The organism is Streptomyces sp. NPDC057638 (assembly GCF_042800315.1).
Lineage (GTDB): Bacteria > Actinomycetota > Actinomycetes > Streptomycetales > Streptomycetaceae > Streptomyces.
In genome coordinates, this window is the sequence record NZ_JBHVHF010000177.1 from 1 (window position 1) to 17,021 (window position 17,021).

Annotated in this window: 15 protein-coding genes; 3 read left to right on the forward strand and 12 right to left on the reverse strand. The window is 73.6% G+C overall.

The window, feature by feature from the left end; genetic code table 11:
* Nucleotides 1–276 precede the first annotated feature (276 nt).
* Nucleotides 277–480 carry a hypothetical protein gene (locus ACFVIM_RS22445; protein WP_384304019.1) on the reverse strand — a complete coding sequence of 68 codons (204 nt, stop codon included), beginning with the start codon at nt 478–480 and terminating at the stop codon, nt 277–279.
* A 188-nt stretch (nt 481–668) separates the two neighbouring features.
* On the reverse strand, nt 669–926 hold the full coding sequence (locus tag ACFVIM_RS22450; RefSeq protein ID WP_384304022.1) for a hypothetical protein: 258 nt from the start codon (nt 924–926) through the stop codon (nt 669–671).
* A 465-nt stretch (nt 927–1,391) separates the two neighbouring features.
* On the opposite strand from ACFVIM_RS22450, the gene ACFVIM_RS22455 reads away from it, so the two are divergent.
* A complete protein-coding gene (locus tag ACFVIM_RS22455; protein ID WP_384304025.1) occupies nt 1,392–2,639 on the forward strand; it encodes a protein kinase in 1,248 nt (415 codons plus the stop codon).
* 30 nt (nt 2,640–2,669) lie between these two features.
* On the opposite strand, the gene ACFVIM_RS22460 is transcribed toward ACFVIM_RS22455, so the two are convergent.
* From ACFVIM_RS22460 to ACFVIM_RS22495, 8 genes are all read right to left on the reverse strand, one after another.
* Nucleotides 2,670–3,494 (reverse strand): TrmH family RNA methyltransferase, encoded by an 825-nt coding sequence (locus ACFVIM_RS22460; RefSeq protein WP_384304028.1) that lies wholly within the window; start codon nt 3,492–3,494, stop codon nt 2,670–2,672.
* Nucleotides 3,495–3,532: 38 nt separating this feature from the next.
* On the reverse strand, nt 3,533–4,789 hold the full coding sequence (gene cobA, locus ACFVIM_RS22465; RefSeq protein WP_384304031.1) for a uroporphyrinogen-III C-methyltransferase: 1,257 nt from the start codon (nt 4,787–4,789) through the stop codon (nt 3,533–3,535).
* A 257-nt stretch (nt 4,790–5,046) separates the two neighbouring features.
* Nucleotides 5,047–9,015, reverse strand: a complete 3,969-nt coding sequence (gene cobT, locus ACFVIM_RS22470) for a nicotinate-nucleotide--dimethylbenzimidazole phosphoribosyltransferase (RefSeq protein ID WP_384304034.1) — start codon at nt 9,013–9,015, stop codon at nt 5,047–5,049.
* A 348-nt stretch (nt 9,016–9,363) separates the two neighbouring features.
* Entirely contained in the window at nt 9,364–10,602 is a 1,239-nt protein-coding gene (cbiE, locus tag ACFVIM_RS22475) for a precorrin-6y C5,15-methyltransferase (decarboxylating) subunit CbiE (RefSeq protein WP_384304037.1), read from the reverse strand.
* Nucleotides 10,603–10,695: 93 nt separating this feature from the next.
* Nucleotides 10,696–11,331 (reverse strand): GNAT family N-acetyltransferase, encoded by a 636-nt coding sequence (locus tag ACFVIM_RS22480; protein ID WP_384304039.1) that lies wholly within the window; start codon nt 11,329–11,331, stop codon nt 10,696–10,698.
* A 178-nt stretch (nt 11,332–11,509) separates the two neighbouring features.
* Entirely contained in the window at nt 11,510–12,340 is an 831-nt protein-coding gene (locus ACFVIM_RS22485) for a MetQ/NlpA family ABC transporter substrate-binding protein (protein ID WP_384304042.1), read from the reverse strand.
* A 64-nt stretch (nt 12,341–12,404) separates the two neighbouring features.
* Entirely contained in the window at nt 12,405–13,187 is a 783-nt protein-coding gene (locus ACFVIM_RS22490) for a methionine ABC transporter permease (protein ID WP_384304044.1), read from the reverse strand.
* The gene (locus ACFVIM_RS22495; protein WP_384304046.1) at nt 13,184–14,236 is read right to left on the reverse strand and encodes a methionine ABC transporter ATP-binding protein; all 1,053 of its coding nucleotides are present in this window, start codon (nt 14,234–14,236) and stop codon (nt 13,184–13,186) included. The genes ACFVIM_RS22490 and ACFVIM_RS22495 overlap by 4 nt, the downstream gene beginning before the upstream one ends.
* 734 nt (nt 14,237–14,970) lie before the next feature.
* On the opposite strand from ACFVIM_RS22495, the gene ACFVIM_RS22500 reads away from it, so the two are divergent.
* A complete protein-coding gene (locus ACFVIM_RS22500; RefSeq protein WP_384304049.1) occupies nt 14,971–15,330 on the forward strand; it encodes a hypothetical protein in 360 nt (119 codons plus the stop codon).
* 2 nt (nt 15,331–15,332) lie between these two features.
* The gene (locus ACFVIM_RS22505; RefSeq protein ID WP_384304053.1) at nt 15,333–15,788 is read left to right on the forward strand and encodes a hypothetical protein; all 456 of its coding nucleotides are present in this window, start codon (nt 15,333–15,335) and stop codon (nt 15,786–15,788) included.
* A 154-nt stretch (nt 15,789–15,942) separates the two neighbouring features.
* On the opposite strand, the gene ACFVIM_RS22510 is transcribed toward ACFVIM_RS22505, so the two are convergent.
* The gene (locus tag ACFVIM_RS22510) at nt 15,943–16,446 is read right to left on the reverse strand and encodes a GNAT family N-acetyltransferase (protein WP_384304056.1); all 504 of its coding nucleotides are present in this window, start codon (nt 16,444–16,446) and stop codon (nt 15,943–15,945) included.
* A 37-nt stretch (nt 16,447–16,483) separates the two neighbouring features.
* Nucleotides 16,484–17,021: sigma-70 family RNA polymerase sigma factor (locus ACFVIM_RS22515; protein WP_384304059.1), on the reverse strand; the 538-nt coding region annotated here is incomplete at its 5' end.

The window sequence follows — 17,021 nt, forward strand, 5'->3', positions numbered from 1 at the left end:
GGAGAGCGCTTCCCTGACACGGAAGAGGTCACTGGTTCAATCCCAGTATCGCGCACCATCCGGAACCCCCGGCCGTCACGACGGCCGGGGGTTCTGTCGTGCGACGGGTCCGGCGACGGGCGGTCTCCTGGGGCGCGAACGGGTCCGGACAGCGCGATGGCCGGTCAGCTCCCCAGCTAACCGGCCATTGCATGCCGTCCGCCGCACCCCCGTCCCCACGGGGTATTTGGCTGGATGTCCCCGACCCGGACCGCTCTTCCGGGTCCGGGGCGCCGCTCAGCGCCCCAGCATCACGCCCACGGACGACGCCTGTGTCACCACCGCTTCCCAGCCGCCGAAGACGACCACGAGCAGTGCTGCCAGGGGAAGAACCATCGCCGTCGCCACCAGGGGGTGGCGCTGGCCGGGACGGGCGCCGAACGAGGCTGACGCCTTGCGTCCTCGCGTACGGATCATCGTCCGCGATGCCGTGTCCGCCATGGTTCCTCTCCTGTCGTCTGTCACAGCGGCGGGTGTCTGACCTCGGGGGACGAGTGCTGCACCCGCCGCTTGATTCCAAGCCTAGGTAACCGGGACGGGCCGGACGTCATGCCCGCGTACCGATTGCCGGGCCTCCCGGAGGATGAGCCGTCGTCCCTCCGTGTACTCCCCTGGGTGGAGATGTGGACCTAGGTATGAGGGTCTTCCCGGAGGGGGCGCTCCGCCGCCTCCGCCCGGGGGACCGGCTGCTCCACCAAGGCCAGCACCCGGGCGGCCATAAAGCGGGCGGTCCTGACCACCGAACCACCACGGGTGACTTCGCTCACTTCCACCACTCCCCGGCGCACCGCTGTCTCCACCCGGCGGCCCGCCCGGCTTGCCACGACTTCATAGGTACGAGTGGTGTCCCCGGCGTCCACCACTATCTCGACGCGATCACCCTTCACCGATCCAATCCCCCTTCACCGACGGTCCGTTGAGAACGCGAACGGAACCGGGGGAACGGATCCGCTCTCCCCCGGCCACTTCTCAAGTCTCCCACCCGGCACTGACAATCCACCGGACGGCGAGGGCGCGGCCTATGAGCGCACCGGGGCGGGGGTACGTAAGCTGTGCCACGGCGAAAACGGACGATCAGCACCCGGCTGGCCGGGGCTCACTTCCGACCGCGCGGCCGTACCGGTGGCGGTGGGGTCCTCCCCACCACGGGGGCGATGCCACCGGCCGGGGGTCGTCCTCCCGGACGAGGGAGGAGACCGCCGCGGCTCCACCGCGGGCGGGACACACCGGCGGTGGGCCACCACCGGCGGGACAGGGTGGCGGGGGCTTCCCCGCCACCGAGGCAGGGGTGGGGCGCTCCCCACCGCGAGGTAGCCGTGGGGTCTTCCCACCGCTAGGTATAGGGGACGGACATGGCGATGATGCGGCTCCGGCGCGAGGACCCGCGTGTCGTCGGCTCGTTCCGGCTGCACCGGCGGCTCGGCGCGGGCGGGATGGGCGTCGTCTACCTCGGTTCCGACCGGCGGGGGCAGCGGGTCGCGCTCAAGGTGATCCGGCCCGATCTCGCCGAGGACCAGGAGTTCCGTTCGCGGTTCGCCCGGGAGGTGTCGGCGGCGCGGCGGATCCGGGGCGGCTGCACCGCCCGGCTGGTGGCGGCGGACCTGGAGGCGGACCGCCCGTGGTTCGCGACCCAGTACGTACCGGGTCCGTCCCTGCACGACAAGGTCGCCGAGGGCGGCGGGCTGCTCGCCGCCGACGTGGCCGCGATCGGGGCCGCGCTCTCCGAGGGGCTCGTCGCGGTCCATGAGGCCGGTGTGGTCCACCGGGACCTCAAGCCGTCGAACATCCTGCTCTCCCCCAAAGGCCCGCGCATCATCGACTTCGGCATCGCCTGGGCCACCGGCGCCAGCACCCTCACCCATGTCGGTACGGCGGTGGGCTCGCCCGGCTTCCTCGCGCCCGAGCAGGTGCGGGGCGTGGCCGTCACCCCCGCCACGGACGTCTTCTCGCTGGGCGCCACGCTGGCGTACGCGGCGACCGGGGACTCGCCGTTCGGGCACGGCAGCTCCGAGGTGATGCTCTACCGCGTCGTCCACGAGGAGCCCCAGCTGCACGGGGTGCCCGACGCGCTCGCCCCGCTGCTGCGGGCCTGTCTGGCGAAGGATCCCGAGGAGCGTCCCAGCACGCTCCAGCTCTCCATGCGGCTCAAGGAGATCGCGGCGCGCGAGGCGCAGGGTCTCAACGACGTCCGTCCGGCCGTCCCCCGGGAACGCGCGGAGCGGATGGAGCGGGACCGGCTGGAGGCGGAGCGGCCCACGGCACGCCACTCGGGGCGGCTGGAGCGTACGGAGCGGATGGAGCGCGCCGACCGGCCGGAGGCGGCCGGGCGGCCCGAGCCCTCCGGCAGGCCCGAGCGGCGTGGCGGTGGCGGCCGGCCGGGTGCCGGACGCTCCGCTCCCGGTCGGCCCGGAACCTCCCGTACCGGCTCCCAGGGGGCGCCGCGGCCACGGAGCGGGGCCGGGGGCAGGTCCGGGGTGCGGACGGTGGCGACGGCCGTACGGCGGCCCGCCAATCCCCGGCTGCTGCGGCAGCGGATCTTCGTCTTCTGTGTGGTGACGCTGGTGGTCGCCCTCAGCATCGCGCTGGCACAGCAGATCTGAGGGGTCGTCGCGGGACGCGGTACGTGAGGGTCAGCCGTCCGCGACCGGGCGGCCCGCGGTGACCGCGTAGAAGGCGACCGCGGCGGCGGCACCGACGTTGAGCGAGTCCACGCCGTGGGCCATGGGGATACGGACCCAGGTGTCGGCGGCGCCCAGGGCGCGCGCGGACAGGCCGTCGCCCTCGGCGCCGAGCATCAGGGCGACCCGGTCCAGGGTGTGGGGGGCGGCCTCGTCCAGGGAGACCGCGCGTTCGGCGGGGGTGAGGGCGAGCAGCCGGAAGCCCGCGTCCCGGACCGTGTCCAGATCGTGGGGCCAGCGCTCCAGCCGGGCGTAGGGCACCGAGAAGACCGCGCCCATGGAGACCTTCACGGAACGCCGGTACAGCGGATCCGCGCAGTCCGGTGAGAGCAGCACGGCGTCCATGCCGAGGGCGGCGGCGCTGCGGAAGATGGCCCCGATGTTGGTGTGGTCGTTCACGGCCTCCATGACCGCGACCCGGCGGGCGCCCGCCAGCAGTTCGGCCGGGCCAGGCAGGGGCTCGCGGTGCATCGAGGCGAGCGCGCCCCGGTGCACGTGGTAGCCGGTGACCCGCTCGGCGAGGTCGGGGGTGACCACATAGACCGGGGCCTCGGAGGCGTCGATGACGTCCCGCAGGGCGTCCACCCACTTGGCGGAGAGCAGCATCGACCGCATCCCGTACCCGGCGTCCACGGCCCGCCGGATGACCTTCTCGCCCTCGGCGATGAACAGCCCCTCGGCGGGCTCGCGGCGGCGCCGCAGCTCGACGTCGGTCAGGCCGGTGTAGTCGCCCAGCCGGGCGTCGTCGGGGTCCTCGATGGTGATGATCTCTGCCACGGTCTCTCCTGCTGCTCTCCTGGTCGCGGTGGGGTTGCTCAGGCGTCGGAGCCCAGGGCCACCACGGGACCGACGACGATCACGGCCGGGGGCCGGATCCCCTCGGCGGTCACGGTCTCCCCCACCGTCTCCAGGGTCGCGTCCACCCGGCGCTGGGCGGCGGTGGTGCCCTCCTGGACCAGGGCGACCGGGGTGCGCGGGTCGCGTCCGCCCGCCACCAGGGCGCGGGCGATGGCGGCTATCTTGTCGACGCCCATCAGGATCACGATCGTGCCGCGCAGGGCGGCCAGGGCCCCCCAGTCGACCAGGGAGCGCTCGTCGTCCGGCGCGACATGGCCGCTGACCACGGTGAACTCATGGGCGACGCCTCGGTGGGTGACCGGGATGCCGACCGCGCCCGGCACGCTGATGGAGCTGGAGATCCCGGGAACGACGGTGCAGGCGATGCCCGCCTCGGCGAGCGCCTGGACCTCCTCCATGCCGCGCCCGAAGACGAACGGGTCCCCGCCCTTGAGCCGCACGACCGCCTTGCCCGCCCGCGCGTGCTCGATCAGGGCGTTGTTGATCGCCTCCTGGGCCATGAAACGGCCGTAGGGGATCTTTGCCGCGTCGATCACCTCGACCTGGTCGGGGAGTTCGTCCAGCAGGTCACGGGGGCCGAGCCGGTCGGCGATGACCACATCCGCCTCCGCGAGGAGCCTGCGGCCCCGGACGGTGATCAGATCGGGGTCGCCGGGGCCGCCGCCGACGAGGGCGACGCTGGGGGACTTCGTACGGTACGGGCGGGCCGCGATCGAACCGTCGCGCAGTCCGTCGACGACCGCGTCCCGGACGGCGGCGGAGCGGCGGGGGTCCCGGCCGGTGAGGACCGCGACCGTGACCCCGGCGGAGCGTCCGGTGGCCGGGGTCCAGGCGGTGGCGGCCAGGGCGTCGTCGGAGCGGACGCACCAGACGCGGGCGCGTTCGGCCTCGGCGGAGACGCGCTCGTTGGCCTCGGTGTCGGCGGTCGCCACCAGGACGTACCAGGCGCCGTCGAGGTCGCCCTCGGTGTAGCGGCGGCGCTCCCAGCGGAGCTCCCCGGCGTTCGCCATCGCCTCGACCGACGGAGTGGCGGAGGGCGAGATGAGGACGATGTCCGCGCCCGCGGCGATCAGGGCGGGCAGCCGCCGCTGGGCGACCTGGCCACCGCCGACGACGATCACGCGGCGGCCGGAGAGCCGGAGGCCGACGGGATAGGCGGAGTGATCGGAGGCGTCCGGGGAGGGGTAGGCCCGCTCGGGGGTCTGCTCGGCCATGGTGGTGGAACTCCTCGGCGGGCGAAGTGGCTGGTGGGGACACCTTAAGCCGTGGGGGGAAGGGGTGCGGGCGGGGTCCCGGCCGAGGCCGGGTGGGCCGGGCGGTGTCACCGCGGATGGTGCTCAGCCGTCCGGCGCCGGGTCCGCGCCGTGTCGCGCGGTACGGGACGGATGCCCCGGTGCGTGCGGTCCGGTGGTGTACGGCGTACGGGCCCCGGCCCCCTGCGACGAGGCCGGGGCCCGTGGGCCGTACGGGGCTACTTCTCGGTGACGCCCGCCGAGTCGAACGTCGCCACCTCGTGCATCGCCCGTGCCGCGCTCTGGACCACCGGAAGGGCCAGCAGCGCTCCCGTACCCTCGCCGAGGCGCAGGTCCAGATCGACCAGGGGACGCAGACCGAGCTTGTTGAGCGCGGCCACATGGCCCGGCTCGGCGCTGCGGTGGCCCGCTATGCACGCGGCCAGCGCCTCGGGCGCGACGGCGCGGGCGAGCAGCGCGGCGGCACCGGCGGAGACACCGTCCAGGATCACCGGGGTGCGCAGGGAGGCACCACCGAGGATCAGACCCACCATGGCCGCGTGCTCCAGGCCGCCGAGGGCGGCGAGGACACCGACCGGGTCGGCCGGGTCCGGCTCGTGGAACTCCAGACCACGGCGGACGACATCGACCTTGCGGGCGTGCATCTCATCGCTGATGCCGGTGCCCCTGCCGGTGATCTCCGCCGGGTCGGTGCCGGTGTAGACGCAGATCAGCGCGGCGGAGACGGTGGTGTTCGCGATACCCATCTCGCCGGTGATCAGGACCTTGTTGCCCGCCGCCACCAGATCCCGGGCGGTCTCGATGCCGACCTCGATCGCCGAGAGCACCTCGTCCCGGGTGAGCGCCGGACCGGTGGTGAAGTCACCGGTACCCGCGCGGACCTTGCGCGGCAGCAGACCCGCCGTCCGGGGCAGCTCGGAGGCGACGCCCACGTCGATCACACAGACCTCGGCGCCGACCTGGTTGGCGAAGGCGTTGCAGACCGCTCCGCCGCCGAGGAAGTTGGCGACCATCTGGCCGGTGACCTCCTGCGGCCACGCCGTGACGCCCTGGGCGTGCACCCCGTGGTCGCCCGCGAAGATCGCGACCGCGGCGGGCTCCGGGATCGGCGGCGGGCACATCCGGGAGAGCCCGCAGAGCTGCGCGGAGATGATCTCCAGCATGCCGAGGGCACCCGCGGGCTTCGTCATCCGCTTCTGCCGCTCCCACGCCTCGCCGAGCGCCTTGGCGTCCAGCGGGCGGATATTGGCCACGGTCTCCTGGAGCAGGTCGTGCGGCTCCTCGCCGGGCAGGGCCCGGCGGCCGTAGGTCTCCTCGTGGACGACCCAGGACAGCGGGCGCCGCTTCGACCAGCCCGCCTGTGCCAGCTCGGGCTCCTGCGGGAACTCGTCGACATACCCGACACACAGGTACGCCACGACCTCCAGGTGCTCGGGCAGACCCAGCGCCCGGACCATCTCCCGCTCGTCGAAGAAACTCACCCAGCCGACGCCCAGGCCCTCGGCGCGCGCGGCGAGCCAGAGGTTCTCCACGGCGAGCGCGGAGGAGTACGGCGCCATCTGCGGCTGGGTGTGGCGGCCGAGGGTGTGGCGGCCGCCCCGGGTGGGGTCGGCGGTGACGACGATGTTGACCGGGGTTTCGAGGATCGCCTCGATCTTCAGTTCCTTGAACTGCTTCGCCCGGCCCTTCGGCAGCGATTTGGCGTAGGCGTCGCGCTGGCGCTGTGCCAGCTCGTGCATGGTCTGCCGGGTCTCCGCCGAGCGGATGACGACGAAGTCCCACGGCTGCGAGTGGCCGACGCTCGGGGCGGTGTGCGCGGCCTCCAGCACCCGCAGCAGCACCTCGTGCGGGATGGGGTCGTCCCGGAAGCCGTTGCGGATGTCGCGCCGCTCGCGCATCACCCTCAGCACGGCCTCGCGCTCGGCGTCGTCGAAGGCGGGGGCGGGGGGCTTGCGGTCCGCCTCGGGCTCCGGGGCCGCGTCGGTGGCCGGGGGCGTGTCGGTGACCGTGACCATGTCGGTCTCGGACTCCGTGGTCGTGTCGGTGCCGGTGTCCGGGTCGGTGCCGGTGTCCGGGTCGGGCGTCGCGTCCGTCACCGGGACTGGTGTCGCGTCCGCTGTCTCGTCCGTTGTCGCGTCGGGCGTCGCGTCCGTCGCGGTCGGGGCGGGGGCGTCGGTGCCTGCGGCGGGCGCTCCGATGGTGGCCTCGGGGGTCACGGCGTCGGTCGCGGCGGCCGGTGTGGTCGGCTCAAGGGTGCTGTCGGTGCTCACTGCGGGGTTCGGTTCGGTGGTGGTCTCGGATACGGGGGTGGGAGGGGCGACGGGCGTCTCAGGCACCTCGGGTGCTTCGGGCACCTCGGGTGCTTCGGGCAGCTCGGGTGCTACGGGTGACACGGGTGCTTCCGTCGCGACCGGGGCGTCCGGCTCGGGCTGTGCGGCGGCGGCCGGTTCGGGCGCCGGGTCGGCCTGCTGCTCGGGGGCCTGCCGCTCGGTCGGTTCCGCGGCCGGTGCCTGCGGGACCTGGGCGGCGGGCGCGGGGGCCTCGGCGGCCTCGGCCGGGACCGGATCGGCGCTCGGCGCGGACGGCCGCGGAGCCGTCTCGGGGGTCGCCACCGTCTCCACGGGGGTGACCGGCGCGAGGGGCTCCGGCGCGGCGGGGGGCTGGGGGGCGGCCTGCGGAGCCTGTTCCGGTTCCTGGACCGGCTCCGGCTCCTGAACCTGAACCGGCTCTGTGGCGGGTTCGGTGGGCCCGGCGGCCTGCTCGGGTGTCGGCGCCGCTTCCGGGGTCGCCTCGGGGGCGGGCCGCGCCGGGGCCTCGGCGACCGGCGGGACGGCGGTCTGGACCGGCGCGGCGGCCTGGCCACTCTCGACCGGGGGGGCCTCGGGCGTGACCGGGGCCGGGGGGACCGGCTCCGGAGCGCTGACGGCCGGGGCGGGTTCGGCGGGGGCGGGTTCGGGCGCGGCCGGGAGGGTCTGCGCGGCGGCTGACTCCACCGGCTCGGCGGGCGCGGGGGCTTCGGCCGGAACTGGGGGTTCAGCGGGCGCTTCGGCAGGCGCGGCGGCCTCGGCGGCCTCGGCCTGAGGAGCCGGGGGCGCGGTCGGTTCGGCCACCGCGGGCGCGGCGGCGGCGACCGTCTGCGCGGCGGGCTCCGGAGCGGCGGGAGCCTCCGGGGCGGTCTGTTCCGCCGTGGGCTGCTCCAGCGCGGCCGGTGCCGGGACGACCGGTGCGGGGACGACCGTTTCTGCTGCTGTGGGCTGCGCGGTCGACGGCCCCCAGGGCGCGCCCGGCTGCGGCGGGATCTCCCCCAACTGGGGCCCCGGCAGCGGTGGCACGGCGGCGCCCGGCATCCCCGGCTGGGCCGGGATATGACCGAGCTGCGGGCCCGGCAGCGTCATGGCGCTGTGCTGGGGGCCCGGCTGGGGCGGGATCTGGCCGGGTCCGGGAGCGGTGGCGCCCGGCTGCTCCTGGGCGGGACCCGCGCCGCTCGCGGTCCCGGCGGTCCCGGCGGGCGCGGTGGCCGGGACCGGGATGTCGACAGGGGCTACGGCGGGCGCGGTGGTCTCGGCGGCGGTGGGCTCGGGCGCCACCGGGGCGACCGGAGCGGCCTGGACCGCCGGGGGAGCCACCGGGGCGGGAACCGGAGCCGGGACGGGGGGCGCGGGCTGCGCGACGCTCTCGGCCGGTCCGCGGTCGGCGAGCGAACGCACCACACCACCCGTGCTGTCGGGCACCTGCGGCCCCAGGTGCAGCGGGCGGGGCGCCACCGGAGCGGTGGCCACCGGAACGGGGGTGGTGAACTCCCCCGCCGGTACCTGGCCCTCCGCGAGCGGTGTCACGGGCTGCCCCGTCCACTCCGGGCCCGGCGCGGGCGCGCCCGGGGCCGTGGGCACGGCGGAAGCCTCCGTACCGACGAGGTCCGGGGCGCCGAGGGGCACCGGGGGGGGCGGGGGAAGCTGGGAGAACTGCGGCGGAACCGGGACCCCGGCGGGAGGCGTCTGCATATGCGTCTGTGGATCGCTCCACGCCCCCTGGGCGCCGGGCATCAGCAGCAGATCGTCCTCTTCGGGTGCGGCCTCGGAGGGGTCCAGGAAGGTGTACGCCTCAGCACCGGGCGCACCCGGCTGCGGCTCCACCACGCCTGCGTTCTCCGGCTGCCCCTCGCCCGGGACCTGGCCGGTGTCAGTCATGCGTACCCCTCGCCCATCGATTGTGATCCTTCGCCCGTCACCGGAGCGCCCGATCGCGGCACACCCGGCGCCCGTCAAGGAGAACGAGCGCGTGCGCCGCGCGGCACGATCGCCTCACGGACTCCCAGCATTCTCGCGGCCGTTCGCGGCCCTGGCAGGGAGATCCGCCACGGTCCACTGTGGGCTGCGCCACGTTGCGCGTGCCCGGCTATGTCGGCGTACCACACACCCTGGCCGGAGCGGCACCGCTTTTCGGGCCCTCGTGGGAGCCTCCGAGCAGCGGGCGCGCACCCCCCCGGGGGCGGTACAACGATCGGCCAGCCTACCTCGGGTTGTTCGATATGAGGATCACGGGGCGCGGTCGGGGCGGCGGCCGGAGAGAAGGAAGGCGACGGAACGTTCGCGCTCTTGCCAGTCGCCCGGATCGAGTTCCACCGACTGGAGCAGAGAGCACTCAACGGTGTATCCACCGCTGGTCAGAGCGGCTCCGATGGCCTCGGCCTCATCACGTGACGAGGCGTGCGCGACGATGCGCTCGGGGCGGCGGTCGGCACAGGCGCGGACCACCTCGACACCGCCGCCACCGACGCGTACGACATCGGGTTCGGGGAGGCGTTCGAGTACCTGGGGCGCCCGGCCGTGGATGACCTGGAGCTGTACGCCCGCCCGGCGGGCGTGGGCGTCGGTGCGGACACACGCGGACTGGTCCTGGTCGACCGCGATCACCGCGGCGCCGAACCGGGCGGCCTCCGCGGCCAGGGCCCCGCCGCCGGAGCCGATGTCCCAGACCAGGTCGCCCAGGCGGGGGCCGAGGCGGGCGAGTTGGGCGGCCCGCACCGAAGCGGACTCGCCCGCGCGCGGGCCGTTCGCCGCCGGGTCGCCGGGCGCCGGGTCGGTGGTGGGCAGCGCCCACCCCCGTACCGGCCCCGGATAGCCGGACTCGCGGGCACCGGCCCAGCCCGGGCCCGACACGGTGTGGCCGGGGGAGCCGCCGATGGCGATCACGACATTGGGGTCGCGCCAGAAGTGGTCGGCGGCCTTGTCCGAGGTCAGTACGGTGACCTGCTCCCGTGCCGTACCGAGTTCCTCGCAGATGACGAAGGTACGGTGCACGCCTTCGAGGAGCAGCGCCAGCTCGGCGGGGCCCGCGCCCGGCGAGGTCAGCACGGCGACCTTGGGGTGGGCGCGGCAGACGTTGACGGCGCGGCGCAGCGTACGGGGGTGGGCGACGACGACCTGGGCGTCGTCCCAGGGCATCGCGGCGCGGGCGAAGGCGGCGGCGACGCTGGAGACGGCGGGGACGACCTCGACCTCAAGGCCGTACTCGGGCGCGCGCAGGGTGCGGACGACGCCGAAGTAGCCGGGGTCGCCGTCGGCGAGGACGACGGGGCTGCCCCGGTGGCGGGCGATGGCGCGGGCGGCGAGTTCGACGCTGCCGAGGCGGATGCGTTCGGCGGTCGGGGGGACCTCGGGGAGCGCGAGGTGGTGCGGGGCTCCGGCCACGAGCGTGGCGGCGGAGAGGGCTGACCGGGCCGCGGTGGTGAGGGGCGAGCCGTCCCAGCCGATCACCGTGACGCGGTCGGCCATCGTTTCGTCGTCTCCCTGGTGGTGTCGCGGGTGGGGTGCTGGGGCTGGCAGGGTGAGGTTACCTGGCGCGGGCGCGCCCATCGCGCTCGCGCGTCAGGGGAGTTCGGTGAAGGAGGCGTAGCCGAACTCGTCCATCTGGTCCGTGGCGCCCTCCAGGTCCTCGGGGAGCAGGCTCCAGACGATCAGATCGGTACGGGCCTCGGTCCAGGTGCCCTCGTCCGTCGGGACGCGCGCTATCCACGCGTTGCGCAGGACGCCTTCGCTGATACCGCCGATCTTCTGCGCCACCTGCTGGGAGGCGGTGTTGTCGGCGGCGGTGCGCAGTTCCAGGCGCTCGAAGCCCTGGTCGTGGAAGAGCCAGCGGGCGACGGCGAGCACCGACTCCGTGGCGTATCCCTCGCCCCGCGCCCAGGGCGCCGTGACATACGACGCCTGGGTGGCGCGGGTGCGCCAGTCGGTGCTGTGCAGCTGGACGCCGCCGACCAGGCGCTGGGTGAGGAACTCGGTGACGGCCAGGGCGATGCCCCGGCCCTCCGTACGCTCGGCGCGGGACGCCGTGTGGACCCAGGCGCGGGCGTGGTCGGCGGTGTACGGATGCGGTGCCGGGGTCCAGGCCGTGATCTGCTCGTCGTTCATCATGTCGGCGTACGCCGGGATGTCGGACTCCTCGTAGGGGCGCAGCACCAACCGCTCCGTGCTGATCGACACGTCCGGGAAGGTGGTCTTCATGCGCCGCTCCGTAAACCAGGGGCCTGCTGTGGGCGGGGGGAACCCGTACCGGCAACTTCCGCGCCGGGGCCCCAGCATGCAGCATGCGCCGGGCGGGCCGCACCACAGGGGTGGGGCGCGCGGCGGGCCCCGCCCTCCGAGGAGTGCGGGGCCCGGCCCGTCGGGCCTGCGGGTCGGCTCAGAAGGCCGGGATCACCGAGCCGTCGTACTCGTCCTCGATGAACTTCTTCACCTCGGGCGAGGTCAGGAGCTTGGCGAGCTTGGCGACGCGCGGGTCCTTCTCGTTGCCCTCCTTGACGGCGAGGAAGTTGCCGTACGGGTTGTTCGCGGCGGCTTCGAGGGCCAGCGAGTCCTTCGCGGGGCTGAGCTTGGCCTCGACGGCGTAGTTGCCGTTGATCACGGCCGCGTCGACGTCACCGAGGGAACGCGGCAGCTGCGCCGCCTCCAGCTCCTTGAAGGTGAGCTTCTTCGGGTTCTCGGCGATGTCCTTGGGCGTGGCGTCGGCGCCCGCGTCCGGCTTGAGGGTGATGAGCCCGTTCTCGGCGAGGAGCTTGAGGGCGCGGGCCTCGTTGGTGGTGTCGTTGGGAAGGGCGACGGTGGCGCCGTTCTTCAGGTCGGCGAGCTTCTCGATCTTCTTGGAGTAGAGGCCGAGCGGCTCCAGGTGGACCGTGGCGACGGGGACGATCGTCGTCTTGTTCTTCTTGTTGAAGTCGTCCAGGTAGGGCTTGTGCTGGAAGTAGTTCGCACCCACCTCACCGCTCTGGGTCGCCGTGTTCGGCGTCACGTAGTCGGTGAACTCCTTGACCTCCAGCTTGAGGTCCTCCTTCGCGGCCAGCTTGTCCTTGACGAAGCCCAGGATCTGGGCGTGCGGGACGGAGCTGGCGGCGACGACGAGCGGGGAGTCGGGGTCCGCCTTGGCGGAGTCCTTGTCGGAGCCGCAGGCGGTGAGCCCGAAGGTGAGGGCTCCGACGGCGAGGGCGGCGGTGGTGATCTTGGTGGTCTTACGCACGAAAAGTGCCTTTCTCCATGGGTGGTGCGATGGTGCGACCCGTGGTCGGGTCAGAGGGGAGGTCTCAGGGGGTGTCGGCCTTGGGGCGCTCGGCGATGACGGGGGTGCCGGTGGCCGTGGCGGCGCCCGCGGTGGCGGTCGCGTTCGCGGCGCCGGCCCGCAGCAGCCTCAGCCGGGGTGCCGCGCCCTGTCCGCGCCGGTGCAGCCGGCGGGCGGTGTAGTCCCCGGCGAACTGAAGCACGGCGATCATGACGGCCAGGACGCCGACGGTGACCCACATCAGCTGGGAGTCGAACCGCTGGTAGCCGTAGCGGATGGCGATGTCGCCGAGGCCGCCCGCGCCGACCATGCCCGCCATGGCCGAGTAGCCGATGAGCGCGATCACGGTGGTGGTGGCGCTGGCGACCAGCGACGGCATGGACTCCGGGACGAAGACCTTCCGTACGACGGTCCAGGTCGAGCCGCCCATGGACTGCACGGCCTCGACGAGCCCGCGGTCCACCTCGCGGACCGAGGTCTCCACCAGCCGGGCGAAGAACGGGATGGCGCCGATGGCGAGCGGCACGATCGCGCCCTCGCGGTCGATGGTGGTGCCGGTGATCGCCTTGGTGAGCGGCATCAGCGCCACCAGGAGGACGATGAACGGCATCGACCGGGTGATGTTGACGATCTGCCCGATCACCTTGCTGGCGACCGCGTTGGCGAGCAGTCCGCCCTTGTCGGTGAGGACGAGGACGATGCCGAGCGGCAGTCCGGCCACGACCGTGACCAGGGTGGACCAGCCGACCATGTACAGCGTGTCCCAACACGCCTGCTCCAGCAGCGGAGCCATCTCCGACCAGGTCACAGGGCACCTTCCTTGGCCACGGTGACGGCCGGAGCGGCGGCGGTGGCGGGGTTGACGACGTCGATCTGAAGGCCCTGCTCGCGCAGGAAGCCGATGGGCACCACGTTCTCGTCGTAGCCGCCGGGCAGCTCGATCCGCATCCGGCCGACCTGCTTGCCGCCGACGGTGTCCATCGCGGCGCCGAGGATCGAGATGTCGATGTTGTACGTACGGGAGAGCTGGGAGATCACGGGCTGGGTGGCGGCGTCGCCGTGGAAGGTGACGTCCACGACCGTGCTCCGCTCGGCGGAGGGCTCACCACTGACCGGGAAGAGCGCGGAGGCCAGGGCGGAGCCCGGGGTCGCCAGCAGTTCGGCGACCGTGCCGGACTCCACGATCCGGCCCTGCTCCATCAGCGCGGCCGAGTCGCAGACCGTCTTGACGACGTCCATCTCGTGCGTGATGAGCAGGACGGTCAGCCCGAGGCGGCGGTTGAGGTCGCGCAGCAGTTCCAGGATGGAGCGGGTGGTCTCCGGGTCGAGGGCGCTGGTCGCCTCGTCGGAGAGGAGGACCTTGGGGTCCCCGGCGAGGGCGCGCGCGATGCCGACGCGCTGCTTCTGCCCGCCGGAGAGCTGGCCCGGGTAGGACTTCGCCTTGTCGGCGAGGCCCACCAGGTCGAGGAGGTCGAGCGCCTTGCGGGTGCGCTCCTGGCCGGAGAGGCCGAGGATCTCCAGCGGCAGCTCGACGTTGTCCCGCACGGTGCGCGAGGAGAGCAGGTTGAAGTGCTGGAAGACCATCCCGACCCGGGTGCGGGCGGCGCGCAGCTCACGTCCGGCGCGCGGGCCGCGTCCGGCCAGTGCGGTCAGGTCCTGGCCGTCCACGGTCACGGTGCCCGAGGTGGGGCGTTCGAGGAGGTTGACGCAGCGGATGAGGGAGGACTTGCCCGCGCCGCTCTGGCCGATGACGCCGTACACCTCGCCCTCGGCCACATGGAGGTCGACGCCGTCCAGGGCGGTGATCTCGCGTCCTCGCGAGCGGTAGACCTTGGTGAGGCCCGTTGTGGTGATCACTGGGGATGTCCGTCACTGTCGAGTGCACGGCAAAGGGGCTTCGCCGTTCACGGGGCGTTCGTCTTCGGGAGTTTCTGTCGTCTCGGCGCCGGGCCCTCATCCGTGCCGACGGGGGTGTTCCGTCGTGTTTCCGTCGTGGTCCGTCGTGTTCTGTCGTGTTCGGGCAGAAGCTGACGGGTCCGTTACGGATACGGATGGGCGTCCGGGCCGCGGCACGCTCCTCCGCCTCGGGGCGGGGGGCGGCGGTCCGGCGGGGCGGACACGCAGGCCGCGCGGTCTCACTTCGGGGCGTGAGGTACAGGCGGGGACCCTCAGAAGGCGCACATTCGACACATACAACGAGCACCGGGCGTCTTCATCGCCTCGGTCGCAAGGGTGCGGCTGCTCGTCGTGGTCATGGCGGCAAGTAAAGCAGATGGTCATATGAGGCGATCACGCCTGTCCGAATAGCGGACAGTGTCGCTATGGCGATCTATCACTCTCCGCTGCTGGGGAACCGGTATGACCTGCGGTGATGCCTCCGTCGGCGGGGAGGGACGCGGGGTCCATGGATGCGGCGTTGTGGCCAAGGCCACGGCGGCGGGGGCGGGCACGGCGGTGACAGGCACGGGCGGCCGGGGCGGTGCGGGGTCGCGGACCAGGGTGACGAGGGCTACCAGGGTGACGAGGGCTGACAGGCACGGGCGGCGGGGGCGCGCGCGGCGGGGGCGGCCGCGCGTAATACGCTCGGGACCATGCTTGACGCCCTGACGATCACGGTCTCGGTGGCCGCGCTCGCCCTCGCCGCCTGGTGCGGTCTCGCGGCCCTCCGGGACCAGCCGACCAAGGACTGGCACTTCATCGGCATGGCCGTGGTGACGGTGCTGGCCCTGGCCCAGCTCGTGGTGGGCGTGGTGAAGCTGGCCGACGGCGGCGAGCCGCACGAGGGCGCGACCACCTTCGTCGTCTATCTCATCGGCGCGCTGTTCACGGTCCCCGCCGCCGCCTTCCTCTCGCTCGTCGAACGCTCCCGCTGGGGATCGGCCACCGTCGCGGCGGGCGCCGTGGTCCTCGCCGTCCTCGAAGTCCGGCTCTACGACATCTGGGGAGGCTGACCATGGCCGAGTCCACCACTGAGTCCACCGCCGAGCGGACCCGCGCCGAGCGGACCCGCGCCGAGAGCACCGCGCTGGTGCGCGGGCCCGGGGTGCTGCTGCTCTGGCTCTACGGGGTGATGTCGGTCGGCGCGGTCTCCCGCTCGGCCTACCAGATCATCACCGACTTCGGCAGCGCTCCCCTGGCGCATGTCCTCTCGGCGGTCGCCGCCGTGGTCTACGCCTTCATCACCTACACGCTGGTGCGGGGCGGGGAGGCCGCCCGCCGGGCGGCGCTGGTGTGCTGCGCCGCGGAGCTGGCGGGTGTGCTGATCGTGGGGACCTGGACGGTGCTCGACCCGGGCGCGTTCCCCGACTCCACCGTCTGGTCGGAGTACGGGATGGGCTACCTCTTCATCCCGGTCCTGCTGCCGGTCACCGGAATGCTCTGGCTGCGCCGGGCCCGGCGCGCCGGATAGGGCCCGTCCGCCGCGCTGGGGAGAGCCCGCCCGCTGGACCCGGCACGCGAGCCCGGCACGATCCATCGGACCACCGGCACCGCCCCGGTGCCGCGCCATGGGCCCGGCCCCCGGTGGTCGGGGCGGGCACGGGCCCGGCGGGACGCGTCCCGCCTCAGGCGCTGGTGGTGTACGCGGTCGCGGGGGACTCCTTGACCAGGGTGACCACCGTCAGCCGGGGCCCGACCTCCTCCGTCGCCACCGGTACATACCCACGGCTGCGGTAGAGCCTCAGCTCACCCTCGCTGCGGTGCCCGGTGAAGAGCTGGAACCGGCGCGCGGCCGGGGTCGCCGCCAGCTCCCGCTCGATCGCGTCCAGCAGCCGTCCGCCGAGCCCGTGGCGCTGCATCCGGGGGTGCACGATCAGCTTGGAGATCCTGGCCGTGCCGTCGTCCCCGGCACGAGCGCGTACGGAGGCGATCACCTCGTCGCCGAGGCGGGCGACCAGGGCGTGCCCCTGGCCGATCTCGGTGCGCAGATCGTCCAGCGACTGGGTGAGGGGCTCGATGGCGTAGTCGCCGTAGAGCTCGGCCTCGGACTGGTAGCACAGGTACTGGAGCTTGAGGATGTGCTCCGCGTCCCGCTCCGTCGCCGCTGAGATGGTCACGCTCATGCCCATGTGCGCATGCCTCCCGCTCACCTGATCCCGTGGTTGTCTAACGCTCCATTCCCCCATGCTCGGGAGCCGCAACCTCTGTCGGCAGCATTCTGCGCAGGCATCCCAGGCAACGGGAACGCATGGGCCCCAGACTCCCCTGTGAGATTCCCAACTCTCCTGCGATTTCGCGGTACGTGGGGTCGCTGGGGGACAACATCGCAGCCAGCAGCCGGGGACAGTTCCCTGGTGTGCGGGCCACGGCGGCCCAGAGGGCATGACTCCGTTCGGCCCGCAGGGCCGCCCGTTCGGGTCCACCGGCCGGGTCGGCGGGTGGCTCGGCGGAGGGTACGGAGAGCAGCGGGCGCTCCCGGGCGGCGGTACGGCGGGCCCGGCGCGCCTCGGCCCGCACCGCCGAACGCACCCAGCGGGCGGCGTCGGGGGGCGGCCCCGAACCGTCGAGCCGTTCGAAGAGCCGGACCCAGACGGCCTGTTCCAGATCGCCCGCGTCCATCGTGGTCCCGGGCGCCTCGGCGGTGGCCTCGGCACGCACCAGCGGGCGCAGCGCACGGACCAGGGGTGCGGCAAAAGGGTGAGGA

What these genes read in the sequence shown, in the direction of transcription:
- cobT (WP_384304034.1), bottom strand. Translation starts at nt 9,015, where the DNA reads ATGACTGACACCGGCCAGGTCCCGGGCGAGGGGCAGCCGGAGAACGCA.
- cbiE (WP_384304037.1), bottom strand. Translation starts at nt 10,602, where the DNA reads ATGGCCGACCGCGTCACGGTGATCGGCTGGGACGGCTCGCCCCTCACC.
- ACFVIM_RS22510 (WP_384304056.1), bottom strand. Translation starts at nt 16,446, where the DNA reads ATGGGCATGAGCGTGACCATCTCAGCGGCGACGGAGCGGGACGCGGAG.
- ACFVIM_RS22505 (WP_384304053.1), top strand. Translation starts at nt 15,333, where the DNA reads ATGGCCGAGTCCACCACTGAGTCCACCGCCGAGCGGACCCGCGCCGAG.
- ACFVIM_RS22445 (WP_384304019.1), bottom strand. Translation starts at nt 480, where the DNA reads ATGGCGGACACGGCATCGCGGACGATGATCCGTACGCGAGGACGCAAG.
- ACFVIM_RS22500 (WP_384304049.1), top strand. Translation starts at nt 14,971, where the DNA reads ATGCTTGACGCCCTGACGATCACGGTCTCGGTGGCCGCGCTCGCCCTC.
- ACFVIM_RS22455 (WP_384304025.1), top strand. Translation starts at nt 1,392, where the DNA reads ATGGCGATGATGCGGCTCCGGCGCGAGGACCCGCGTGTCGTCGGCTCG.
- cobA (WP_384304031.1), bottom strand. Translation starts at nt 4,789, where the DNA reads ATGGCCGAGCAGACCCCCGAGCGGGCCTACCCCTCCCCGGACGCCTCC.
- ACFVIM_RS22480 (WP_384304039.1), bottom strand. Translation starts at nt 11,331, where the DNA reads ATGAAGACCACCTTCCCGGACGTGTCGATCAGCACGGAGCGGTTGGTG.